The organism is Vibrio genomosp. F10 str. ZF-129, from assembly GCF_000287055.2.
Lineage (GTDB): Bacteria > Pseudomonadota > Gammaproteobacteria > Enterobacterales > Vibrionaceae > Vibrio.
Window position 1 is genome coordinate 46717 of the sequence record NZ_AJYQ02000103.1, and the last position, 25404, is coordinate 72120.

General features: G+C 43.2%; 20 protein-coding genes and 1 tRNA gene. 9 read left to right on the top strand and 12 right to left on the bottom strand.

Annotated elements, in window-relative coordinates:
• Nucleotides 1-30 precede the first annotated feature (30 nt).
• A complete protein-coding gene (gene arcA, locus A1QO_RS12295; RefSeq protein WP_017035141.1) occupies nt 31-1266 on the bottom strand; it encodes an arginine deiminase in 1236 nt (411 codons plus the stop codon).
• Between the two features lie 560 nt (nt 1267-1826).
• Between arcA and rraB the strand changes: the two genes are divergently transcribed.
• On the top strand, nt 1827-2249 hold the full coding sequence (rraB, locus tag A1QO_RS12300; RefSeq protein WP_017035142.1) for a ribonuclease E inhibitor RraB: 423 nt from the start codon (nt 1827-1829) through the stop codon (nt 2247-2249).
• 93 nt (nt 2250-2342) lie between these two features.
• Here the strand turns inward: rraB and A1QO_RS12305 are convergent, their stop codons facing one another.
• Nucleotides 2343-2576, bottom strand: coding sequence for a hypothetical protein (locus tag A1QO_RS12305; protein ID WP_017035143.1), 234 nt, complete (start codon nt 2574-2576; stop codon nt 2343-2345).
• A 230-nt stretch (nt 2577-2806) separates the two neighbouring features.
• Between A1QO_RS12305 and epd the strand changes: the two genes are divergently transcribed.
• The 5 genes from epd to A1QO_RS12330 all read left to right on the top strand — a co-directional run bounded on the left by epd (nt 2807) and on the right by A1QO_RS12330 (nt 8501).
• Entirely contained in the window at nt 2807-3838 is a 1032-nt protein-coding gene (epd, locus tag A1QO_RS12310) for an erythrose-4-phosphate dehydrogenase (protein ID WP_017035144.1), read from the top strand.
• A gap of 152 nt (nt 3839-3990) precedes the next feature.
• The gene (locus tag A1QO_RS12315; RefSeq protein ID WP_017035145.1) at nt 3991-5154 is read left to right on the top strand and encodes a phosphoglycerate kinase; all 1164 of its coding nucleotides are present in this window, start codon (nt 3991-3993) and stop codon (nt 5152-5154) included.
• A gap of 137 nt (nt 5155-5291) precedes the next feature.
• On the top strand, nt 5292-6368 hold the full coding sequence (gene fbaA, locus A1QO_RS12320; protein WP_017035146.1) for a class II fructose-bisphosphate aldolase: 1077 nt from the start codon (nt 5292-5294) through the stop codon (nt 6366-6368).
• A 288-nt stretch (nt 6369-6656) separates the two neighbouring features.
• Nucleotides 6657-7520, top strand: coding sequence for a small-conductance mechanosensitive channel MscS (mscS, locus tag A1QO_RS12325; protein ID WP_017035147.1), 864 nt, complete (start codon nt 6657-6659; stop codon nt 7518-7520).
• A 282-nt stretch (nt 7521-7802) separates the two neighbouring features.
• Complete coding sequence (locus A1QO_RS12330) at nt 7803-8501, top strand: oxidative stress defense protein (protein WP_017035148.1); 699 nt, start codon at nt 7803-7805, stop codon at nt 8499-8501.
• A 115-nt stretch (nt 8502-8616) separates the two neighbouring features.
• On the opposite strand, the gene pykF is transcribed toward A1QO_RS12330, so the two are convergent.
• On the bottom strand, nt 8617-10029 hold the full coding sequence (gene pykF, locus A1QO_RS12335; RefSeq protein ID WP_017035149.1) for a pyruvate kinase PykF: 1413 nt from the start codon (nt 10027-10029) through the stop codon (nt 8617-8619).
• 422 nt (nt 10030-10451) lie between these two features.
• Here pykF and A1QO_RS12340 point away from each other — a divergent pair, with 422 nt between their 5' ends.
• Together A1QO_RS12340 and glmS are read left to right on the top strand one after the other, a co-directional pair.
• A complete protein-coding gene (locus A1QO_RS12340; RefSeq protein WP_026026655.1) occupies nt 10452-11213 on the top strand; it encodes a DeoR/GlpR family DNA-binding transcription regulator in 762 nt (253 codons plus the stop codon).
• Nucleotides 11214-11317: 104 nt separating this feature from the next.
• Nucleotides 11318-13150 carry a glutamine--fructose-6-phosphate transaminase (isomerizing) gene (gene glmS, locus A1QO_RS12345; RefSeq protein ID WP_017040613.1) on the top strand — a complete coding sequence of 611 codons (1833 nt, stop codon included), beginning with the start codon at nt 11318-11320 and terminating at the stop codon, nt 13148-13150.
• A gap of 170 nt (nt 13151-13320) precedes the next feature.
• Here glmS and A1QO_RS12350 read toward each other — a convergent pair whose 3' ends face one another.
• The 8 genes from A1QO_RS12350 to rpsU all read right to left on the bottom strand — a co-directional run bounded on the left by A1QO_RS12350 (nt 13321) and on the right by rpsU (nt 23397).
• Nucleotides 13321-13851, bottom strand: a complete 531-nt coding sequence (locus A1QO_RS12350) for an MltR family transcriptional regulator (protein ID WP_017038227.1) — start codon at nt 13849-13851, stop codon at nt 13321-13323.
• A 48-nt stretch (nt 13852-13899) separates the two neighbouring features.
• The gene (locus tag A1QO_RS12355; RefSeq protein WP_017040614.1) at nt 13900-15048 is read right to left on the bottom strand and encodes a mannitol-1-phosphate 5-dehydrogenase; all 1149 of its coding nucleotides are present in this window, start codon (nt 15046-15048) and stop codon (nt 13900-13902) included.
• 103 nt (nt 15049-15151) lie between these two features.
• Nucleotides 15152-17101: a PTS mannitol transporter subunit IICBA gene (locus A1QO_RS12360; RefSeq protein ID WP_017040615.1), complete on the bottom strand. Its 1950-nt coding sequence runs from the start codon at nt 17099-17101 to the stop codon at nt 15152-15154.
• 1601 nt (nt 17102-18702) lie between these two features.
• Nucleotides 18703-18778 (bottom strand) — tRNA-Ile (locus A1QO_RS12365).
• Nucleotides 18779-18921: 143 nt separating this feature from the next.
• Nucleotides 18922-20775 (bottom strand): RNA polymerase sigma factor RpoD, encoded by a 1854-nt coding sequence (rpoD, locus tag A1QO_RS12370; RefSeq protein ID WP_017035156.1) that lies wholly within the window; start codon nt 20773-20775, stop codon nt 18922-18924.
• Between the two features lie 98 nt (nt 20776-20873).
• Complete coding sequence (dnaG, locus tag A1QO_RS12375) at nt 20874-22625, bottom strand: DNA primase (protein WP_017035157.1); 1752 nt, start codon at nt 22623-22625, stop codon at nt 20874-20876.
• A gap of 85 nt (nt 22626-22710) precedes the next feature.
• Nucleotides 22711-23154, bottom strand: a complete 444-nt coding sequence (locus tag A1QO_RS12380) for a GatB/YqeY domain-containing protein (protein WP_017035158.1) — start codon at nt 23152-23154, stop codon at nt 22711-22713.
• Nucleotides 23155-23181: 27 nt separating this feature from the next.
• A complete protein-coding gene (gene rpsU / locus A1QO_RS12385; protein WP_004396009.1) occupies nt 23182-23397 on the bottom strand; it encodes a 30S ribosomal protein S21 in 216 nt (71 codons plus the stop codon).
• A gap of 257 nt (nt 23398-23654) precedes the next feature.
• On the opposite strand from rpsU, the gene tsaD reads away from it, so the two are divergent.
• Nucleotides 23655-24680: a tRNA (adenosine(37)-N6)-threonylcarbamoyltransferase complex transferase subunit TsaD gene (gene tsaD, locus A1QO_RS12390; protein ID WP_017035160.1), complete on the top strand. Its 1026-nt coding sequence runs from the start codon at nt 23655-23657 to the stop codon at nt 24678-24680.
• Nucleotides 24681-24722: 42 nt separating this feature from the next.
• On the opposite strand, the gene plsY is transcribed toward tsaD, so the two are convergent.
• On the bottom strand, nt 24723-25334 hold the full coding sequence (gene plsY / locus A1QO_RS12395; RefSeq protein WP_017035161.1) for a glycerol-3-phosphate 1-O-acyltransferase PlsY: 612 nt from the start codon (nt 25332-25334) through the stop codon (nt 24723-24725).
• Between the last annotated feature and the right edge of the window lie 70 nt (nt 25335-25404).

Below are 25404 nucleotides of genomic sequence, written 5' to 3' on the forward strand. Positions count from 1 at the left end.
CCTGCTGTTTCGCTTCTTCTTCGGCTTTTTCTAAATACCGTCGCGCTCGATTGGGCAACTCATACAACGTGCGCCACCGCGACCGCGACCAAGCTCATTTCCAGGAATGGTTAATACCTCAATCCCTGCTTTGTCGTATTTTTCATTGGTATACACGTTACGCTCATAACCGATAACCACACCGGGTTTCACGGTTAAAACGTTATTGGCATCGTTCCATTGTTCCCGTTCAGCTTCGTAACTATCGCCGCCGGTGGTAATGATCTTTAAATAATCCAACCCTAATGCGTTTTCAATGGCGTGAGTGTAGCTTGGTACTTTTTCCACGTTCATCTCGGTTGATCCGATGGCCTCGTTACTTTTGGGTGTGAGACGCCAGGTATCAAGATCTTTACGCATGATCTCCGGATAAACAGAGAACGTGTCGATATCCATGTGTGTCATGACCGTATCGAGGTGCATGCACGAGCGATGTTTAGGAAGATCAACTGCGATCACTTCTTTCGCTTGGCCATGTTTAAACAGGTTAGCTGCAAAGTTTTCGACACCTTGAGGGGTGGTTCGCTCAGAGATGCCAATCAGTACCGCACCATTGCCGATAACAAGGACATCCCCCCCTTCAATATTGGCATTATCATAATGAAGATCTTCGTTGCCAAAGTATTGAATAAAATCTTGCCCTGCAAAGACTGGATGCCAACGATAGATCGCGCGCAAATGATTCGTTTCACGTTGACGTGCCGCTTTCATCATTGGGTTGAGAGACACACCGCCATAAACCCAACAAGACGTATCTCGGGTGAACAAATGATTGGGAAGAGGTTCAATAACAAAGTCCAACGGTCTGTGCATTTTAGGCAGCATCGAAGACGATTGAATCTTAAGCTCGGAGTACGCTAAACCCCCTAATAGAACCGTTGCTAGGTGATCATTGGTCATTTCGTTTAGGTAATGACGCAAATCTTTTGCAAAGACAGGTCCATAGCGATAATCAGAAATTTGAGTGTTGAGCAGCCAGGTTTTTGCTTCTTCTATCGCCAGGGTATCGACCAGAAGATCATGCAACAGTAAAACTTCCACACCTTGATTAGTGAGCGTCTTGGCAAAAGCATCGTGTTCTTCCCCCGCGGCTTCGACAGCGAGCACATCGTCAAAAAGCAATTCGTGGCAGTTTGATGGGGTGAGGTGAGTGAGCGCACGCTCAGGTCGGTTTAATAATACTCGTCTTAACTGACCGACTTCAGATCCAACGTACAACTTACTCATTTCGTATCCTTACTAAAATTCCAGTCGTTAGTTATGACAAGCTTACGGTAAAGATGCAAGTGGCAATGTGGATGTGAATCACTGTATTAAGTTTATTTTTAAGATTTATTCCCTGTTATTTTGCTGTTGTATAGATATAAACTTTGCATTAAGTGCTAGTGATAGATTAATACCTATTGCGTGTCTATGCGTTTTCTTTATGTAGCATAGAAGAGAAATATTGAGCGAATCTCGAATAGATATTCACCTTAGAGGCAAACTGAGCAGATGTGTAAATCTTTATTCAAATTTGGAAAAATAATGATATTCAGTGTTTGACCATATTCACGCACTTTTTGCGTAAAAAAGATAAGGACACCCGTAAGATAAAACTCTGAATTTTACAATAGAGTGATGAATGTTGAAAAAATGTAAACCAGACAATAGCCGGGCAGATTATTCTACCGTTCTAAGATAAAGATCTTACAAGGATCGCTTTGTTGGTGGCAATTTTTCTCGAACCATGCGATATTTCGCAGCAATTATTTTCAATTTTATGAACACGATCCGGAGCACACACTATGTCTCACGCAGATGACTATCTATCAGTAGAAGACTTAATTGAGATTCAAAAGGAAGAGACTCGCGATATCATTCAAGCCTTGTTGGAAGATGGTAGTGAACCCGATTCGCTGTACGAGATTGAACATCATTTATTTGCAGAAGATTTTGCTACGTTAGAAAAAGCAGCAGTAGAAGCCTTTAAGATGGGCTTTGAAGTTCTAGAAGCAGAAGAGACTGAAGATGAAGATGGCAAAAAGCTTCTTTGTTGTGATGCCACAATGCAATCAGCTTTAAATGCCGCAACGATTGATGCGCAAGTAGAAAAGTTGGTTAATCTTGCTGAGAAATACGACATCATCTATGACGGCTGGGGCACATACTACGAAGGCGAAGATGCGTTGTTTGATGAAGAAGATGACGGTGAAGAAGACGAAAAATAACCGCTGACTTATATATTTTAAAAAAAACCGAGCAAAAATTGCTCGGTTTTTTAATGCTTCCAATTTGAATGAAATCAGTATTAATGTTGTGATCTACTCAAATTCATTACCTTTATTGTCGAGCTCACGGTGACCACACGTTTTACATGTCACATAACGATCCATGTTGTAGTAATGCCCGCCGTTAATAAACTCTCTCAAGAACAGTAAGATTCTACCGCGCATGGTTGTCTGTGTATCGTAGCTGCTAGGCTTGCGTACTAGGACTTCACCGTGCTTGGTGTCTTGATTGCATTGTTTACAAAAGTGAGTAGCTGGGTATGACATAGTGCGGTCCTTTTGGTTGAAAAAATAGGCAAGAAACAGCCAAAAATACACACCACCAATACGTCAGCATCACAATCATTAATATGCTATATGTTGGCGTGGTTGCTCAAACTGAGTGTTAGCATTAGTCGAGGCAAGTCACGATATTGATGCGCTTTTCACCACTATCAGTTAGTATCTGTAGCACAAACTTTGTGAAGACGATTCGAGTGAAGTAAGGCAATGGGATTATGTTAAAAGTAGCGATCAATGGATTTGGCCGTATCGGTCGTAACATTCTGCGTGCACTGTATGAAAGTGGTAAAGACCATCAAATTAAGATCGTTGCTGTCAATGAGCTAGCTCAGCCAGATGCGATGGCTCACCTTCTTCAATATGATACTAGCCACGGTCGATTTGGAAAAAAAGTGACGAATGATCAAGAGCATATGTACATTCATCACGGTGATAAAACCATAGATACGATTCGCATTCTTCATTTGGCGGATATTGAATTATTACCATGGCGAGATCTCGACGTTGATCTTGTTCTCGATTGCACTGGCGTTTATGGATGTCGTGCCGATGGCGAGGCGCATATAGCGGCAGGGGCAAAGAAAGTGTTGTTTTCACACCCTGGTGACAGCGATCTTGATAACACCATCATCTATGGCGTTAACCACGACACCTTAACTCAGAATGATAGAATCGTGTCTAACGGTTCTTGTACAACAAATTGTATTGTTCCAATCATTAAGGTGCTTGATGAGCACTTTGGTATTGAGTCTGGGACGATCACAACCATTCACTCTTCGATGAATGATCAGCAAGTGATCGATGCTTATCACAGTGATCTGCGCCGAACCCGTTCCGCCAGCCAATCTATTATTCCGGTCGATACTAAGCTTCATAAGGGGATTGAACGGATTTTTCCGAAATTTTCCAACAAATTTGAAGCCATTTCTGTCAGAGTTCCCACAGTAAACGTCACTGCTATGGATTTAAGTGTCACAATTAATACAAATGTGAAAGTTAATGACGTAAATCAAACCATTTTGACCGCATCTCAGTGTACATTAGATGGCATTGTTGACTATACTGAAGCGCCGCTTGTTTCTATCGACTTTAATCACGATCCTCATAGCGCGATAGTCGATGGTTCACAAACACGAGTAAGCAATGGGCACCTTGTTAAGATGCTCGTATGGTGTGATAACGAATGGGGCTTTGCGAATCGTATGCTGGATACCGCGCTCGCAATGCAAGCATCCCAGTTCAAATAGAATGGAAAGGATGCCGTGGAGAAATGTTTATTTCTAAGGTTGAAATAAAGCGATGTATCTCCATATAAGTACCAGTTTGAAGAATTATTAGGCTCGGCAGGGTTGCCGGGTTTCCAAAAACTTTATTTATTAAATTATTTGAGAGGACAAACATGTCTGTAATCAAGATGACTGACCTGGAACTTGCAGGTAAACGCATTTTCATCCGTGCTGACCTTAACGTGCCAGTAAAAGACGGTAAAGTAACTTCAGATGCACGTATTCTTGCATCGCTACCAACTATCAAACTGTGCTTAGAAGCTGGCGCAAAAGTTATGGTTACTTCTCACCTTGGTCGTCCTACTGAAGGCGAATACAACGAAGAGTTCTCTCTAGCTCCTGTTGTTAACTACCTAAACGACGCACTAGATTGCGACGTTAAACTCGCTAAAGATTACCTAGATGGCCTAGAGCTAAACGCGGGTGAACTGGTTGTTCTTGAAAATGTTCGTTTTAACAAAGGCGAAAAGAAGAACGAAGAAGCACTTTCTAAGCAGTACGCAGCACTGTGTGACATCTTCGTAATGGATGCATTCGGTACGGCTCACCGTGCACAAGCTTCTACTCACGGTGTTGGTACTTATGCACCTGTCGCGTGTGCGGGTCCTCTTCTTGCTGCTGAGCTAGAAGCACTTGGTAAAGCAATGGACAACCCAGCTCGTCCATTAGTGGCTATTGTTGGTGGTTCTAAAGTATCAACTAAGCTAACGGTTCTTGAGTCTCTTTCTAAAATCGCTGACCAACTGGTTGTTGGCGGTGGTATCGCGAACACTTTCATCGCTGCTGAAGGCCACAACGTAGGTAAGTCTCTATACGAAGCAGACCTGGTTGAAACGGCTCAAAAGCTCATGAAAGAGTGTGCTATCCCTGTAGCGACTGACGTTGCATGTGCAAAAGCATTTGATGAAAATGCTGAAGCTGAAATCAAGCACGTTTCTGAAGTTCAAGACGACGACATGATCTTCGACCTTGGCCCTGATTCAACAGCGGCTCTAGCTGAAATCATCGGCAATGCTAAAACGATTCTTTGGAATGGCCCAGTTGGCGTATTTGAATTCAAAAACTTTGAAGCAGGTACTGCTGGTATTTCTAAAGCAATCGCTGACTCTGCAGGTTTCTCTGTAGCCGGTGGTGGCGATACGCTAGCGGCTATCGACAAGTTCGGTATTAAAGCTGACGTTTCTTACATTTCTACTGGCGGTGGCGCTTTCCTTGAGTTTGTTGAAGGTAAAGTACTTCCAGCTGTAGCAATGCTTGAAGAGCGTGCTAAGAAGTAATTGATGAAAGCGGGAATAAAAATTTCCGCTTTTTTTATGTTTGTTTGATACAATGCGCGCGTTGTGAGCAAACGTTTGCAAGTTTTTAAACTTTAGTTTTTTAATCTTAAAACGATAGAATAAATAGGACTTTTTCCATGTCTAAGATCTTCGATTTTGTAAAACCTGGTGTAATTTCTGGCGATGACGTACAGAAAGTATTTGAAGTAGCAAAAGAAAACAAATTTGCTCTTCCTGCAGTAAACGTAGTCAATACTGATTCAATCAACGGTGTTCTAGAAGCAGCTGCTAAAGTTAAAGCTCCTGTTGTTGTTCAGTTCTCTAACGGCGGTGCTGGTTTCTTCGCTGGTAAAGGCGTGAAACTTGAAGGTCAAGGTGCACAAATCCTTGGTGCTGTAGCGGGTGCAAAATACGTACACGCTGTTGCTGCTTCTTACGGCGTTCCAGTTATCCTGCATACTGACCACGCGGCTAAGAAACTTCTTCCATGGATCGACGGTCTACTAGACGCTGGTGAAGAGTTCTTCGCACAAACGGGTAAGCCTCTATTCTCTTCTCACATGATTGACCTTTCTGAAGAGTCTCTAGAAGAGAACATCGAAACTTGTGCTAAATACCTAGCGCGCATGGCTAAAATGGACATGACGCTTGAGATTGAACTAGGTTGTACTGGTGGCGAAGAAGACGGCGTTGATAACACTGATATGGATGCATCTGAGCTATACACTTCTCCTGAAGATGTTGCATACGCTTACGAGATCCTAAACGCAGTTAGCCCACGTTTCACTATCGCTGCTTCTTTCGGCAACGTACACGGTGTTTACCAAGCAGGTAACGTAGTGCTTACTCCAACTATCCTACGTGACTCTCAAGCATATTGTGCAGAGAAGTTCGGTATCGCACCTAACGCTCTAAACTTCGTATTCCACGGTGGTTCTGGTTCTTCTGAAGCTGAAATCCAAGAGTCTATCGGCTACGGTGTTATCAAAATGAACATCGACACTGATACACAGTGGGCAACGTGGGACGGTATCCGTACTTACTCAGCTGAAAACTTTGATTTCCTTCAAGGTCAAATCGGTAACCCAACTGGTGAAGCTGCGCCAAACAAGAAGTACTACGATCCACGCGTATGGCTACGTGCTGGTCAAGCTTCAATGGTTACTCGTTTAGAAAAAGCATTTTCTGACCTAAACGCAATCGACGTACTATAATTTAGTCTTCGATAACCGTTTCAAAAACCCGCCTATGGCGGGTTTTTTTATGCCTAAAATTCATTTCTAAGACGTGATTAAACCTAGCGAAAAGTGACGAACTTGCGTAATCTGTAACAGATTGTTATCAAAAGTGGTCTAGCAACGTAAGTTAACCAAACTCTTACTTTGCAATGCGCCATAAATAAGATATTGTGCCAAAAATTCGACGGCATTTGTAACGGTTTGTTTCTAAGGCTGCGGGTGTTAAATGTGTTTGGTTTAGATGTATTTTAAGAGGACTAAGATATGGCAGAGGGCTCACTGGAGATTGAAACTCCTTTGGTTGATGGGTTAACACATGCGGAAACGTGGTTAACGAATAATTCCGATTTATTTGTTCAGTATGGTGTGAACATTATTTCCGCAGTACTTATTCTGTTTATCGGTAATATGATCGTTAAAGCAGTGGCGAATAGCGTTGCGAAGGTTTTAAAGAAAAAGGATATGGACAAGGCCGTTATTGAATTTATTCATGGTCTAGTTCGTTACCTGTTGTTTGTGATTGTTCTTATTGCAGCATTGGGCAGGTTGGGTGTTCAAACCGCTTCTGTTGTTGCTGTTATTGGTGCTGCGGGTCTAGCTGTGGGTCTTGCTCTGCAAGGTTCGCTTTCAAACTTTGCTGCAGGTGTACTGATTGTTGCATTCCGTCCGTTTAAGTCTGGCGACTACGTGGAGATTGGTGGGGTTGCTGGTTCAGTTGAATCTATTCAGATCTTCCAAACGGTATTAACAACGCCAGATAACAAAATGGTTGTTGTGCCAAATGGCGGTGTTATTGGTAGCCCAATCACTAACTATTCTCGTCATGATACTCGCCGTGTCGATCACGTGATTGGTGTGTCATACAGTGCCGATCTAAAGAAAACGGAACAAGTTATTCGCGAAACACTTGAAGCTGACCCTCGTTTAATTAAAGAGAAAGGTATTCAAATTGGTGTGAGCGCACTTGCTGATTCATCGGTTAATTTTGTCGTGCGACCTTGGTGTAAAACCGCCGATTATTGGGATGTTTACTTTGATACGCTTCAAGCGATAAAAATTGCTTTGGATGAAAATGATATCGAAATCCCATTCCCTCAAATGGACGTACACCTTAATAAAGTCGATTAATAAAAAGACATTTTTAGGTTGGGCCGAATAGCAACGGTCTGCCATAGCAAAAGCGAGTTCATCCAGCCCAGTATGTGAGATATATGGGTTGTATGAGACTCGCTTTTTTATTGTTGCTCGCTATAAGCTTCCAGACGTTAATATGATGAAATACAGGGCTGAGTGAATCTCAATGACAATAAGATAAGTCTAGGTAAAAGTTATGTCAGGTTATTGGTGAAATGGTAGCCAATGGTAAGGGATGGCCTATTATATAAGTGATAAAACTATAAGGTATTAAAGATGAAGATGTTACCTATTTTGACCTTAGTAACCAGTGGTTTGATGAGCTTAACTGCATTTGCTACTGCCCCTAATTTTCCTCATTTAGTGACGACGGGTTACGGGGAAGTTCAGGCAACCCCAGACATGGCAGAGTTTACGGTGAGAGTGGTTGAAACGACCATGACCGCAGAGCAAGCCAAACAATCAGTTGATACGGTGGTCGATGACTTTATTGCTCAGCTTAGCCAACATGGCGTGACAAGCGAAAGCATCAATAGCTCAAATTTGTATCTGACCCCTCAATATCATTACCCTAAAAAAGGCAAACCAGAGCTGGTGGGGTACCGTGCATCTCGTACTGTGACGGTAAAAGTGGATGATTTGACCAAGCTTAATCAATACCTGGATGTCGCCTTAAATGAAGGCATAAATCAGGTTGATGCTATTCGTCTAAAAGTTCGTGATGAAAGCAGATATCAACAACAAGCGCGACTTGCTGCAATAAAAGACGCCAATGCCAAAGCAAAGTCTTTAGCGCAAGGTTTTGAACAAGAGATAGGTGGCGTATGGCGCATAGACTACAACATGCCAAGTACTCAGCCTGTTCTTATGCGTTCAATGTCAATGGATGCAAAAGCGGAAAGTAACAGTTATCAAGACTCTACTCTAGTGATTCGAGATAGAGTGGATGTGATTTACAAGCTTGAGAATGAGTGAGTGGCTCAGTAACCACCAGCCTTGAAGAGGCGTGTTAAGGCTTTAAATCTAAGAATGATAGAAATAAAAAAGAGAGCCGAAGCTCTCTTTTTTAACATCAGAATCTAGTCAGTTCTTAAAGAACGTGAACAGAAGCTGTGTTAGTTGTACCTGAAGCAACCAGTGCGCCAGAAACCATTAGTACGATGTCGCCTTTCTTACCAAGACCAGACTCTAGAGCAATAGTCTTACCGTTGATGTAGAAAGCGTCTGTGCTTTCGATTGAATCAACAAGAACTGGCTTAACACCTTTGGTCAGTACTAGCTGCGCTGCTGTTTTCTTGTTGGTAGTAAGAGCAAGAATGTTTGCTGTTGGGAAGTACTTACGTACTGAACGTGCAGACTTACCGCCTTCAGTTGCAACAACGATTAGAGGAGCAGCTAGCTTCTCTGCTGTGTCTACCGCACCTTTACATACTGCTTCAGTGATACGTAGACGTGGGCTGTCTAAACGAGAACCTAGCTCAGCTTTAAGAGCGCTGTCAGTACGGTTAGCGATTTGAGCCATGATAGTTACGGCTTCAACAGGGTACTTACCTTTGGCTGTTTCGCCAGAAAGCATGACAGCATCAGTACCATCCATGATAGCGTTCGCAACGTCACCCGCTTCAGCACGAGTTGGACGTGGGTTGCTGATCATTGAATCAAGCATTTGAGTTGCAGTGATAACCATCTTACGTGCGCGGTTACACTTCTCGATCATCATTTTTTGAGCGAAGATTACTTCTTCAGCTGGGATTTCAACACCTAGATCGCCACGAGCAACCATGATGCCGTCAGAAGCTTCAAGAATTGAATCGAAGTTATCAACACCTTCTTGGTTCTCAATTTTTGAGATGATGTGGATGCTTTCGCCGCCATTAGCGTTTAGAAGAGCACGGATTTCTTTAACATCTTCTTCTTTACGGATGAAAGAAGCAGCAACGAAATCAACGCCTTGCTCACAACCAAATTTAAGGTCAGCTTTGTCTTTTTCAGAAAGAGCTGGAAGTTGAACAGAAACGCCAGGAAGGTTAACACCTTTGTTTTCACCTAGAGCACCGTTGTTAAGAACTTTACACTTAACTTCAGTTTCAGACGTTGAGATCACTTCCATTTCGATAAGGCCGTCATCGACTAGAATAGTGTTACCAGCGGTTAGGTCTTTAGCAAAACCTAGGTAAGTAACAGCAACGATATCTTTATTACCTACAACTGAAGCGTCAGTTGTGAAAGTGAACTCTTGACCAGCTACTAGGTCAACGTCATTGCCGCCGTCTAGTTTGATCGTGCGGATTTCAGGACCTTTAGTGTCAAGAAGGATAGCAAGTTGCTCGCCTTTTGCTTCCATTACAGTGCGGAAGTTCGCAATACGAGTGCCGTGCTCTGCAAAGTCACCGTGTGAGAAGTTCAGGCGCATTACGTTCATGCCTGCATTCACTAGCTCAGTTAGTTTCTCAACAGATTCAGTTTTTGGGCCGATCGTACATACGATTTTGGTCTTTTTCATGGAAGATACTCTCCGGTAAGTAATATTTAAATTTGAAATTGGTTTGTCATTTTAATGTAGAACCTGCGTTTAGCATTTCTTATTAGCCAAAACTCATTGGTTTTTAAATAACTACATCAGTCTTGTAAGTCTTTCACTTGTTTTAGTCATTTTATGACCAAGTAAAAGCGCAAATATTGGGTTTTTATAGGACTCACCCCACTTGCTTGGGTAAGTTTGCAAACAAATAACGACTAATTCTGTAATTTATTTTCTTTTCGGGCGCAATTCTACCACCGAATCATTCCAATATCACGGTATAGAGTTGTCTTAGGACAAGGTTTTGGTATGAAATATTTATTTTTTAGATCGAAATAAATGGACGATTATCTTTCGTTTTGACTATAATTGGTTTCAGTTCGAAACTTTAAGTGGACTTTTTGATGTCGAAACGAAATACACAGCTTAGAAGGCACGCCATTTCAAACCTAATTATGGAGTTGGGAGAAGTCAGCGTAGAGGAATTATCCTGTAAGTTTACAACATCTGAAGTCACGATTAGAAAGGATCTGGCTGAACTTGAGAAAAATGGCCAGCTATTAAGACGCTATGGTGGTGCAATTGCACTACCCAAAGAAGTCGTCAATGAAGAGCTTGGCCCTAAAGTTTCGCCTCGAAAGATCAAACTTGCAACTGCCGCCGCGAATCTTATTCGAGATCATAATCGCATTGTGATTGACAGTGGCAGCACCACTGCTGCTCTTATACAGCAGTTGAATCATAAAAACGGATTAGTGGTGATGACCAACTCTTTAAATGTGGCGAATGCGCTGAATGATCTTGAAAGTGAGCCAACCTTATTAATGACCGGTGGCACTTGGGATACTCACTCAGAGTCCTTTCAAGGACAAGTTGCAGAGTCTGTGTTGCGCTCTTACGATTTTGATCAGCTATTTATTGGCGCCGATGGGATCGATCTTAGCCGAGGAACGACTACATTTAATGAGTTAGTCGGGTTAAGCAAGGTCATGGCTGAGGTGTCACGGGAAGTTGTGGTGATGGTTGAGTCTGAAAAACTGGGCCGAAAAATCCCCAATTTAGAATTGGGTTGGGAAAGTATCGATGTATTGGTGACCGATAGCGATCTTTCACCAGAACATTGTGCTGAGATTGAATTCAATAATGTGCGAGTCATTCTCGCTTAAAAATCTCACTTAAAAAGAATGTTAGAAAAGACAACGTCCCTATTTTATGGCTTTCGCTTGCCGCCTTGGGGATGAACACAATAAAAATATAATGGAGTAATACTATGTGTGGAATTGTAGGTGCCGTTGCGCAGCGTGATGTGGCCGAGATTTTAGTAGAGGGCCTTCGCCGTTTAGAATACCGAGGTTATGATTCAGCAGGTGTTGCTGTGGTTGATAGCGAATCTAACCTAACTCGTGTACGCCGCCTAGGTAAAGTACAAGAGTTAGCAGACGCAGTAGACGAGCAACATGTCATTGGTGGTACTGGTATTGCACATACTCGCTGGGCGACACACGGTGAGCCATCTGAAGCGAATGCACACCCTCACATGTCTGGTGATATTGCCGTTGTACACAATGGCATTATCGAAAACCACGAAGCACTGCGCGTTCTCTTGCAAGAGCGTGGCTACGTGTTTACTTCACAAACGGATACTGAAGTTATTGCTCACCTAGTTGAGTGGGAATTGCGCACATCAGACTCTTTGGTTGAAGCTCTCCAAAAAACAGCAAAACAATTAGACGGTGCATACGGCACGGTAGCTGTTGATCGTAAAGATCCTAGCCGTATTGTTGTGGCGCGTTCTGGTAGCCCGATTGTTATCGGTTTCGGTGTTGGTGAGAACTTCCTAGCATCTGATCAATTGGCACTACTAAGTGTAACCCGTCGCTTCATGTACCTTGAAGAAGGGGATGTTGCTGAGGTGACTCGTCGTGATGTCTCGGTATTTGATGTAGCAGGTGAGCGTGTGGAACGTGACATCGTTGAGTCAAATGCAGAACACGATGCGGGTGACAAAGGTCAATACCGTCACTTCATGCAGAAAGAAATCTTTGAGCAGCCAACAGCGCTAATCAACACGATGGAAGGTCGCATCTCTGAAACGTCTGTTATCACTAATGCAATTGGTGTTAAGGCAGAAGAGATCCTAAGCAAGGTTGAACACGTGCAGATCATCGCATGTGGTACGTCTTACAACTCAGGTATGGCGGCTCGCTACTGGTTTGAGTCTCTAGCTGGCGTAAGCTGTGACGTAGAGATCGCTTCTGAGTTCCGTTACCGTGACTTCGTTGTTCGCCCGAACAGCCTATTGGTAACTCTGTCTCAATCTGGTGAAACGGCTGATACACTGGCTGCACTTCGTCTTGCAAAAGAGAAAGGTTACATGTCAGCAATGACTATCTGTAACGTAGCGGGTTCTTCTTTGGTTCGAGAATCTGATTTTGCCTTCATGACTCGCGCAGGAACAGAGATCGGTGTTGCTTCTACTAAAGCTTTCACTACCCAACTAGCAGCGATGCTGATGATGGTAACGTCAATTGGTCGTCTACAAGGTCGCATCAATCAAGAGAAAGAAGCTGAGATCGTTCAAGCACTGCACCAACTTCCAGCTGATATCGAGAAAGCACTCACATTTGATAAAGAGATCGAAGCGTTGGCTCCGGATTTTGCTGATAAACAACACACATTATTCTTGGGGCGCGGTGAGTTCTATCCTATTGCTATGGAAGCCTCATTGAAGCTGAAAGAAATATCTTACATCCATGCTGAAGCCTATGCCGCTGGTGAACTTAAACATGGGCCTCTTGCGTTGATTGATGCGGATATGCCCGTCGTTGTTGTTGCACCAAATAATGATTTACTGGAAAAGTTAAAATCGAATGTCGAAGAAGTAAGGGCTCGTGGCGGTTTGTTGTATGTGTTTGCTGATGAAAAGGCAGGGTTTGAAAGCGATGAGAACATGAAAATCATCAAAATGCCTCATGTGAGTGATATTACAGCCCCTATTTTTTACACGGTTCCAATGCAGTTACTGTCTTACCATGTCGCGCTGATCAAAGGTACGGATGTCGACCAACCTAGAAATCTAGCTAAAGCTGTGACGGTGGAATAAATGGTCAGAGAGCTAAACGACAATTAGTTATATTTGAAGCCAAGGTCATCGCCTTGGCTTTATATTTTCTTTATTGAGGTGCCGTTAATTGCACATGCGCATTCTTTTTTACCAAATCCGCTTGCTCATGCGGTTTCTAGCATTGACTGGCGAATAAAAGGGAATAAAGGCTAGAATGGACTGTCTTTGCCGAGTTCATTGCAGATATCGACAATAGCCAGTGATAGGCTTGATTTAATAATTTGCTGCTGCCGCTGTAATTGAAGGTGATAGAACTCAATATTAACATCGTCATCAGGCTCAGTGACTTCAAGTTGAACCATGCCCATTTTTTTGACTAGGTTGAGTTCTTTTATTGGTAGAAGAATATTAGGATCAGTGAACTGATAATCCGCCGCATCGTTATTCAGTTTATTTTTGAGCTTAATAATATCCTCGATGTCGTGATATACCTCATCGGGAAGGACACCCAAGCCAAACAGCAACTTTAAACGAACAGAAAGATCACCCAATGGGCCAGTATCTTGCAACAGTGGCCCGACGACCGACTGCACGGCAAAATTGTCTTTACGAAATATTCGCTGAACTAAAGCATCGATGGAATCGCTGAAAACGTCGACGGTCGCAATAAAAAAACCCCGCACAGAAGGTGCGTTATTTAGCTGTTCGATGATCTCAGTTTCGTTGATATTAATGGGCATACACTTCTTTTAAAATTACGATAAAAGGGGCATTAAGCCCCTATTTGTCTATAGTTGATTGAAAATTAGCTCAATGCTTTTCACTTCTTCGCTTGATTCAGCTAAGCCCGTATATTGCGCTAAGGTTTTCTTAACACCTTGTGTCTGTATCGACTGCTGTAACTCGACGGCCTGTGGTTCGGTAGCGTTTGTGTATTTTAAAGCGGCAGCAATGCCTTTTAAAAGCGTTTTATTTTCAAGGTGATACTCGATTGTACCTAATAGCGGTTTGATTAATCGATCATTAGCCCCCAATTTTCGAATCGGTTGACGTCCTACACGATCCACTTCATCAATAAGGTATGGGTTGGCAAAGCGATCTAGAATCTTGTTAATGTACGCATTGTGGATATCACGATCAAAGCCATAACGTTGAATCAGTACTTCACCGCTTTCGAGCATCGCTTGTTTCACTTCGTCTCGAATCTCTTTATCTTCAATGGCATCACGAATCGTAGGGTGTCCTTTAAGCCACCCTAGGTAGGCAGTAACACAGTGACCAGTGTTAAGAGTAAACAGTTTACGTTCAACGAACGCCATTAGGTTTGAGGTCTTTTCCATACCATCAATATCAGGTATTTCACCTTTAAATTGTTGCTCGTCAACGATCCATTCACTAAAGCTTTCAACCGTCACCTCGAGAGGATCGTCATTGGCTGCCGAGGTAGGAGGAACGATACGATCAACGGCTGAATCAACAAACCCAATAAGGGTCTCTGCTTGGTGGTGCAATGATTCATCTAAGTATTTGTAAACTTCGCCTTTTAAATGCGTCGTCCCACGAACCATATTTTCACAAGCAATGATATTAAGGGGCTTTTTATTCCCTGAGATGAAACGTTTCTCGATTCCCTTGGCAATCGTCTTAGCGATGATGTCGAGAACGTTTGGACCGACGGCTGTTGTCACTAAATCGGTTTTTACGATTTGGTCTATGACATCTTCGCTCGCCGAATTAACAGCAGTGACATGGGTGACCGTGTCCGTTTGACACTTCGAACCAACAACCTTGACTTTATATTCTTGTTTGTGACTGAGCTGATCCACTAGTGGTTCATCTACGTCGGCAAAGGTGACGGCAACGTCAGCGTCTGCGAGTAACTTACCAATGAAGCCACGGCCAATATTACCAGCACCAAAATGAACTGCATTTTTCATAATCTTACCTACTCAAAATATATAAATGGATAACGATTCTGCTTCTGGGTGAGGTCAACCGTATAGGGGGCGCAGTTGACCTCTTTTGCTCAGGAGCAAAACTTTATGCGGCTTGGTGACCTGATAAGATGTTTAAAATTTCGTTTACATCTTGCGTATTGGTCAGCTTTTCGATGGCATCTGGCTCATCGAGCGCATTCGTTATTGAGGTAATAACTTGAATATGTTCGTCATTTTTAGCAGCAATACCGATAACCAGTTTCGCCACATCGTCTTTATCGTCAGTGAACTGAATACCCGATGGATATTGGCAAATCACTATGCCCGTTTTCTTTACGCGATCTTTTGCTTCTACGGTTCCATGAGGAACAGCAATAGATTCACCAAGATAAGTCGAGACCAATTTTTCACGCTCAAACATGGCATCGACATACTCTGGCTCTACATAACCAAGCTCAACGAGTTTGTTACCGGCAAAGCGAATCGCATCGTCTTTATTATTTGCTTTTAACCCAAGGTGAATATTCTTGCTTTGAATTTGGAAGACCGAAGGTTGAGTTTGCTCAAAGTTGTCGTCATTCGCCGCTAATACTGACATCTTGCCAATGTTGTCTTCGTTGGCCGCTGTATTCTTTTGCGCAGACAATAGTTTTGCTACGAGCTGGTTGTACATTTCACTGTCTAGGAAATTCGTTAATGAAATGTGGTGTGCATTTTCAGTATGCATGCGAGCACGATCAGTCAGGTCTTTATGAGTAATCACAATATCGGCACCTTCTGTAAGGCTGTTAATCGCAAGGTTAGTGACATTAATGGCTAAACCCGCTTCTTGAATTTTTTTGCGCAATAGACCAGCGCCCATAGCACTAGACCCCATTCCTGCATCGCAAGCGACAACAATGCTTTGTACATTGGCTAAATCGATGTTGCCTTTATTTTGGTGAGCAACCGTTGCGCCTTTAGAAGCTGACTTCATATTTTTCATTTGAGATGTCGCTTTATTTAGCGCTGATTCGTCTCCATCTTCATCGGTTGTGGTTTGTGTTTTCATTAATACCGAAGCAACGGCAAATGAAACCGCAGCGGATGAAATGATAGAGGCTAGGACGCCGACGATTGAAGCTTTCTGAGTCATAAGTAACACAGCAAAGATTGAGCCTGGTGAAGCTGGAGAAACAATTCCCGCATCAAAGACAGTCAGAACAAATACGCCTGTCATACCACCAGCAATGGCAGCAAGAATCAATCGAGGGTTCATCAAGATGTATGGGAAATAAATCTCGTGGATACCACCAAAGAAATGAATGATCGATGCGCCACCAGCGGTTTGTTTTGCTGTGCCTTTACCAAACACCATGTACGCAAGCAAGATACCTAAACCAGGGCCTGGATTTGCTTCGATAAGGAAGAAAATCGATTGGCCTGCTTCAGAGGCTTGCTGAATACCCAGAGGAGAAAATATACCGTGGTTAATGGCGTTATTTAGGAAAAGGATTTTAGCTGGTTCAACAAAAATAGAGGTGAGAGGCAGAAGGTGTGCTTCTACTAAAAAGTGTACTCCGCCAGCAAGACCAGCAGATAATATTTTTACAAATGGTCCGATAAAGAAGAAAGCGATGATGGCACATACCATTCCGATAATGCCGGCTGAGAAATTGTTGACCAACATCTCAAAACCGCTTTTCACTTTCCCTTCAACTTTTTGGTCAAAGACTTTTATTGCCCAGCCGCCCATTGGGCCAACCATCATTGCCCCCATAAACATTGGGATGTCAGTCCCGACAATCACGCCCATTGTTGTAATTGCACCGACTACCGCGCCGCGTTCTCCGCCGACTAATTTACCGCCGGTATAACCGATCAATAAAGGTAATAGGTAGGTAATCATTGGTCCAACCATGGACGCAAGAGTTTCGTTTGGAAGCCAGCCAGTTGGAATAAAGAGTGCAGTAATAAACCCCCAGGCGATGAAGGCACCAATATTTGGCATTACCATGTTAGATAGGAAGCGACCAAAATTTTGTATCTTGATCTTAGCATCTGGTGATATCATTAGAATTCCCCGTTCGATGTTCTATTTAAATTTGTGTAGTAACGGTTCGCTAAAACCGTTGGTTGCTTAGTACTCAATCAATCTACCACATAAATTAATTTTAGAACTGACAACGGGTTTTTTGTGATTATCTTCTCATTATTGTAATGACTTTGTTAACTTTTGGTGATTGGCATCAAGTTATTAGTATGTAATTTACCTACAGAATGGATTAAATAAAAAAGTCAACAAAATTATGGGTGATGCATGTATCATTTTCATTCATTTCAATTGAAAATAAATTGTGATACACATCACCATTTTATCTATTTTCAATCTTTCTGTGATTTTTAATGTGATTTCGGTCGGTATTTTCTACTTGAGTCTTCATTTTGTCTTGAAATTTAACAACTCACAGGTTTTATCTGAAAGTTAATGACAGGTGAAGATGCATTGGTTTGGTGAATAGTGATAGATAGGTAGTCGTTTTAGGGCGATTATTGTTGATGGCATAGGGGAAGTTAAAAGAGTTTCTCCCTCGCTTTATCGAGAACGAACCAGTCGCGCCCCTTTTCGATGCGATCTTGATCCTTTTTTTTAATCAAATCAATCACTGCTCACAAAATATCCAACTGTAATATTAATTAAGGAAGATTGTTGTTACTTTGGGGTTGCGTTAAACGCCTATAAAAATAATGACATAACCTTTGTTTGCTGAGCTGGAATTGACGGGAGCTAATCGCTCCCGTCGTTGTATCCGGTGCAAAGTATCTGTAGCAAAGCAGAATGAAGGGTAGGACAGATATAAAAGGCCTGAGAAGCATAAACGCTCTCAGGCCTTTTATATAAGTAGTGACTACACGACTATCTGTACAGGTTTGATCATTGCAACTGATTATAGAGGCCAGTGGTACCTTAAGGGCTGCACTTATTACTTCTACTTCATTCCCGTAAAACCTTTCTATTACGTTTGTTAAACGTAGCATTTCTCCTAGGTATGAATCTCGATAGATTAATGTATGTTGGATTTCATGATCCAAATTTAGAGGAAGTATGATGTCAGCTATCGGCGTATCTAGAAGCGCATCTAGATAGGGCCTTAAAAATAAATAGAGCCAGCGTTGATTTGAATACCGTTTGGGAATTACTTGGTCACTTAGATCTAAAAATGACGCTTCGGTATGCACACTTAGCACCCGAACATAAATCGGTGACGGTGAGCCTGATAGGCTTTAAGCTGCATGCTTATTGGCTTCATGGATACACAAGAAATCAGAAAACAGTAGCTGTAACTAGGGTTTATTGGTTAGTTAACCGTTATTAACCCGAAATCACGACTAAGTAAGCGATCAACTAGCGATCAAGTAAGCGATCAAGTTAAGCTATAGTGGCGAACATAATCACGAGTATCGAAATGGCCTATATACCACCTTTTAGTATCAACAATGACACCCTAAACATGGTTGCCGAGGTTAGCGGCTTACTTTGTTAGAGAAGGTCTGAGCTAGTATTGGTTAGGTTATAAAGACGTGCAATTTGCTAGATAGAGAGCGGAAAAGCAAAAGGCCTGAGACGCATAACTGCTCTCAGGCCTTTTTGTTCTTTGTGAAGCGAACCGAATATGGTGGCCCCTCCCAGATTTGAACTGGGGACCGAACGATTATGAGTCGTGCGCTCTAACCACTGAGCTAAGGGGCCGAATTAGGTGAACGATTATAGGGGAAGGAAACAAGCCTGTCTACCCACTGTAGTGGGCAATTGCGCTCAGTTTTTATCCACTTAAACCAATCAGATACAAAAAAGGTGAGCTTTCACTCACCTTTTCTTATATTGACGACGAATTACTCATCTAGGAAGCTGCGCAGTGTTTCTGAACGGCTAGGGTGACGAAGTTTACGCAAAGCTTTTGCTTCAATCTGACGGATACGCTCACGAGTAACATCGAATTGCTTACCCACTTCTTCAAGCGTGTGGTCCGTGTTCATGTCGATACCAAAACGCATACGCAGAACTTTTGCTTCACGAGGTGTTAAACCTGCAAGCACGTCTTTTGTTGCGCCACGTAGACTGGTTGATGTGGCTGAGTCTAGTGGTAGCTCTAGAGTGGTATCTTCAATGAAGTCACCTAGGTGCGAATCTTCGTCGTCACCGATTGGTGTTTCCATAGAGATTGGCTCTTTAGCAATCTTCAGTACTTTTCGGATCTTGTCTTCAGGCATTTGCATGCGCTCAGCAAGTTCTTCCGGTAACGGCTCACGGCCCATCTCTTGTAGCATTTGACGAGAGATACGGTTCAGTTTGTTGATCGTTTCGATCATGTGAACCGGAATACGGATAGTACGAGCCTGGTCAGCAATTGAACGAGTGATTGCCTGACGAATCCACCAAGTTGCGTAAGTTGAGAATTTATAACCACGACGGTATTCAAACTTATCAACAGCTTTCATCAAACCAATGTTACCCTCTTGGATAAGATCCAGGAATTGAAGACCACGGTTTGTATACTTCTTAGCTATCGAGATTACCAGACGTAAGTTCGCTTCAACCATCTCTTTCTTAGCTCGGCGAGCTTTCGCTTCACCTATCGACATACGTCGGCTAATGTCTTTGATGCTTTGAACCGTTAGGTTTGTTTCTTTTTCGATGATCGACAGTTTTAGAATCGAACGACGAATCTCTTCTTCGCTACGTTTTACTTTTTCGGCATATGGCTTATCAGAAGCGAGTGCCTCGTCTAGCCATGCATCAGAAGATTCATTACCAGTGAAGAGGGCAACAAATGATTTCTTCGGCATTTTACCGTATTCAACGGTTTGACGAATGATCAAACGTTCTTGAGTACGAACGCGATCCATAGAGGTGCGCAGTTCATTAACTAAGTAATCAAATTGTTTAGGCGTTAAGCGGAATTCGGCAAAGACTTCTTGAAGAAGCTCTGTTGCTTTCGATGCTTTACTACTGTCAGCGCCATGTTCGTTGATCGCGAGTTGAAGGTTCTGATAGGTATTGCGTAGTGAGGTGAACTTTTCTAAAGCAAGCTCAGGGTCAATTCCTGTATCTTCCTCTTCTTCTTCCTCAGCGTCTTCTTCGTCTTCTTTTTTCTCGCCATCTTCATCAGCAAGGTCAGTATTGGTGAGTTCAGAACCGATATGAGTTGCTGTTGGCGCTGCTGTTCCATCGTCGTTCGGGTCAACAAAACCATTAATAAGGTCTGTTAAGCGAAGTTCTTCAGCTAAAACACGATCAAATTGCTCTAGGACGTAAGGAATGGTGCCTGGGTATTCAGCAACTGCGCTTTGAACTTGGTTAATACCATCTTCAATGCGTTTCGCGATATCAATTTCACCTTCACGAGTCAGAAGTTCAACGGTACCCATTTCACGCATGTACATGCGGACAGGATCGGTTGTACGACCAATTTCGCTTTCCACGCTTGATAGCGCAGCAGCAGCAGCTTCGGCAGCATCTTCATCTGTGACAGTGTTGTCTTCATTCAATGCAAGGTCATCAGCATCAGGAGCAGTTTCTACTACCTTAATGCCCATATCGTTGATCATTTGAATGATATCTTCTACCTGTTCAGAATCTACAATTTCTGCTGGCAGGTGGTCATTTACTTCGGCGTACGTCAGATAGCCTTGCTCCTTGCCTTTGATGACAAGTAGTTTTAGCTGTGACTGCGGATTTTGATCCATAGACGGTATCCAACTTCGTATCTAGTGACGGATTTGGTATGCGAAATGCAAACCACGAGTAATAACAAATTGTTCCATTGCTAACCAAGGCAATAGGGTTACGCTTTTAAATCTAGCATTAGCGCTAGTAGCTCCCTTTTTTCGTCGGCTGATAAACCGATACTTCTTGCTTTGGCTTGTAGGTTTTCAATTTGTTTTTCAACACACTGGGCTAAAATTTTGTCCAGTGAGTCTAAAAATATGTCTTCTTGATTGTCTTCATTTGCCGGGATCTCCCAGCTGGCGAGACGAGACAGAAGTGCCTCATTTTTACTGTTGCGCCATTGTTCTAACAATTGGCCCGTGTTGATATGGGGATGCGCTCGACAGTATTCAAGGACTTCTACCAATAAAGTTAACCCAGGTAGTGATATTTCTCTCACTGAGGAGAGATCGGGTACCATATCAGCATAGCTCGGATTTTGAATAAGCAAAGCGATAACTTCTCGCATTGGCGTGCGCTTGATCTCTTTATGCGGTTGAGGTCGCGTTTCTTTTGTGTTTGCTTGTCGACGCTTTCCTTGGCCCATAAAGCCAGTCAGTTTATCCAGTTTTTCATCCAACTCTTTTTGTAAGCTGGCATCCGGGATTTTATCTATCAAATTGTTAGCAAGCGTGCGTAATGTTGACTTACCTTCACTGGTGCCTAGGTTAATATTTTGAGTGTTCACCAAATTATCAATTAAATAGTCAGACAGGGGGCTCGCCTGTTGAATCTCTTTTTCGAAAGCTTCTTTGCCATGTTTACGAATAAAGCTATCAGGATCTTCACCATCGGGCAAGAATAGGAACTTAAGTGTATGCCCACTTTTGAGATAACTCAGCGCATTTTCTAGAGCTCGCCAAGCGGCTTCACGCCCAGCTCGGTCACCATCGTAGCAACAAACAACAGTATTGGTTTGTCGGAACAACACCTGTAAGTGATCGCCAGTGGTTGATGTTCCTAGCGAAGCGACAGAGTAATCTACTCCATATTGTGCGAGGGCAACGACATCCATATAGCCTTCCACCACTAAGATTTGTGGTGGCTCTCGATAGGCTTGCATGACTTCATAGAGCCCATAAAGCTCTTTGCCTTTATGGAATATAGGGGTTTCAGGTGAGTTGAGATACTTTGGCGTACCATCGCCTAAAACTCGGCCACCAAATCCGATGACTCGTCCACGACGATCATGAATCGGGAACATGACTCGACCACGAAAGCGATCGTACCTATTGCCCTTGTCGTTTTCAATTAACATGCCGCCAGTGACGAGCATATCTTCAGCGTTACGCTGTTGACCAAAATTCTTGCGGACAGAATCCCACTCATCGGCGACATAACCGATCCCAAACTTTTGAACAATCTCACCGGATAAGCCGCGTTCTTTTAGGTAATCAATGGCGACTTTACTGTTCGCGCTTTTTAATTGACTACGATAGAACTGCGAAATACTGCCCATCAAATCATAAAGATTACGTTTTTGTTCGGTGTTGGCGGTCGGCTGATTGCTGACATTCCCACTCCTTTGCTCTCTAGGTACGTCTAAACCTAAAAAAGAGGCAAGTTCATCAATGGCTTCAACGAACTCTAAGCGTTCGTATTCCATCATGAAGTCGATAGCGTTGCCATGAGCACCACAGCCAAAGCAGTGATAAAACTGTTTTTCCTGGCTTACGCTAAAAGAGGGGGTTTTTTCATTGTGGAATGGACAGCAAGCACCGTAGTTCTTACCTTTTTTCTTAAGTTTCACGCGTGCATCGACAATGTCGACAATATCAAGTCGAGCAAGGAGGTCATCGATAAAACTTCTAGGGATGTGTCCTGCCATAAAACCTAAGAAAAAAAGATTATATTAGATACAAACAAGCCGTGCGTCCAAAGGATAGCACGGCTTGCTGCAATATGATTTGGGTTTAAGCGAGTTTAGCGCGAACTAAACCACTGACTTTACCCATTTCTGCACGCCCTTGAATCTGAGGTTTTAACACGCCCATCACCTTGCCCATGTCTTGCATGCCCGCAGCACCAGATTCTTCTATTGCACTAACAATTAATGCAACAACTTCATCTTCAGTAAGCGGTTGAGGCATGAAGGCCTCTAACACTGTGATTTCAGCTTTCTCAGTATCAGCCAAATCTTGACGATTAGCCGATTCAAATTGAGCGACAGAATCGCGACGTTGTTTAACCATTTTTACCAGAATTGCAATAATGTCATCGTCGGTCAGAGTGATCCGCTCGTCGACTTCACGTTGCTTAATTGCTGAAAGGGCTAAACGAATAGTGCCAAGGCGCGATTTGTCCTTGGCTTTCATCGCTAATTTCTGCTCTTCTTTGAGTTGGTCAATAAGAGCCATAACTGGATTCCTTATGGGATTCAGTTATTAGTACAGGCGAACGCGACGAGCGTTTTCGCGAGCTAGCTTCTTAGCGTGACGCTTTTGAGCTGCTGCTTTAGCGCGTTTGCGAACTGTAGTAGGTTTTTCGTAATGCTCACGACGACGCACTTCAGAAAGAATACCTGCTTTTTCACAAGAGCGCTTGAAACGACGTAGTGCAACGTCGAACGGTTCGTTTTCACGTACTTTAACTATTGGCATATGCCTTTCACCTCAGGGGTTATTCATTATCGCTGGTCATTCATCGCCAAATCAGAGAAGTTACCCATCGAGCTAACTCTCATTTACGTTTGGTCGCTAACCAGCTTGATCAAAAATGGTGCGGAATTTTAATCCGATCACCTTAGCTTTGTAAAGCGTTTTATCGATTATTGTCTGTACAAAATTTGTTTGCAAAGCCAAGGCAGGGTAAGATTGCCGCAAATTCCCTCCATAGATAAAAGCATACAGAGAAAAATATGCGCATTATTGGTATTGAAACCTCGTGTGATGAAACGGGGATTGCGATTTATGATGATGAAAAAGGGCTCTTAGCTCACAAGCTTTATAGCCAAGTAAAACTGCACGCTGATTACGGTGGTGTGGTACCAGAGCTGGCATCTCGCGATCACGTCAAAAAAACCATTCCATTAATTAAGGCCGCATTAAAAGAAGCGAACTTAACATCAAAAGACATTGATGGAGTTGCATACACTGCTGGACCCGGGCTTGTGGGTGCATTACTCGTTGGCGCGACCATTGGGCGAAGTATCGCGTACGCTTGGGGCGTGCCAGCGGTTGCCGTTCACCATATGGAAGGGCATTTGTTGGCACCTATGCTGGAAGACAACCCGCCGCCGTTTCCTTTTGTGGCAGTGCTGGTCTCTGGTGGTCATAGCATGATGGTGGAAGTGCATGGTGTCGGTGAATATAAAATTCTTGGTGAATCGGTGGATGATGCCGCTGGGGAAGCGTTTGATAAAACAGCGAAACTCATGGGGCTAGATTACCCAGGTGGACCGTTATTAGCTAAATTGGCAGAGAATGGCACTAAAGGGCGCTTCAAATTCCCTAGGCCGATGACCGATAGACCTGGGCTTGATATGAGTTTTTCAGGTTTGAAGACTTTCACAGCCAATACCATTGCTGCTAACGATAACGACGATCAAACTCGTGCCGATATTGCGTATGCGTTCCAAGAAGCCGTGTGTGATACGTTAGTGATTAAGTGCAAACGCGCATTACTTCAAACAGGCATGAAACGCATTGTGATTGCAGGTGGCGTGAGTGCGAATAAACAGCTTCGTCAATCTCTTGGTGAATTGGCGGAAAAAGTGGGTGGTGACGTTTATTATCCGCGTACTGAGTTTTGTACTGATAATGGCGCCATGATTGCTTACGCGGGTATGCAGCGTCTTAAAAATGGTGAGACCAGTGATTTGTCGGTGCAAGCGATACCGCGTTGGCCGATTGACCAGCTTAAACCGGTTCGCTCAAATCCATAACGGCATAACGAGTGAAAATTAGATGTTTGTTTTAAGGTCTCATTATGAGGCCTTTTTTAATCCCTGTTTTTTCTCGCCCACTTTGGGTTCGGTGCCGTCTAATAAACGTCGAATATTTGGTCCATGACGAAACACAATTAAGCAACATAACATGGCCACAGGCAAGGTATATTGCGGCTTTATCAACCAGGTATAAAATGGGGTGAGAAGTACGGTAACCAGCGCAGCCAGAGAAGAATAACGAAATACAATCGCGACCGATAACCAAGTCAACACAATGAGACCGGTGAGCCCTAGACCAATAGGCGCTATCGAGCCTAAGGCTGTAGCGACTCCTTTCCCCCCTTTAAAGTGAAAGAAGATAGGATACATATGGCCAAGGCAGGACGAGATCGCCACGATGCCTAAAAGAAACGAATCTATATCGAGGAAGTAGCCACCCCATACAGGAATGGTCCCTTTCAACATATCGCACAATAACACCGCAGCGGCTGCTTTCTTTCCACCTACTCGTAGTACATTTGTCGCGCCTGGGTTTTTTGAACCGACTTCTCTGGGATCCTGAAGACGCAACACTCGACAGATCAATACCGCACTCGAGATCGATCCGAGCAGATAGGCTGAAATGATCAATGTGAGAACAAGTGGGCTCATGCAGTGTTTACTCGTGTAAAGCCCCAACTTATATAGAAGTTAGGAGAGTTAGGTAATAATAAAGGAGCGC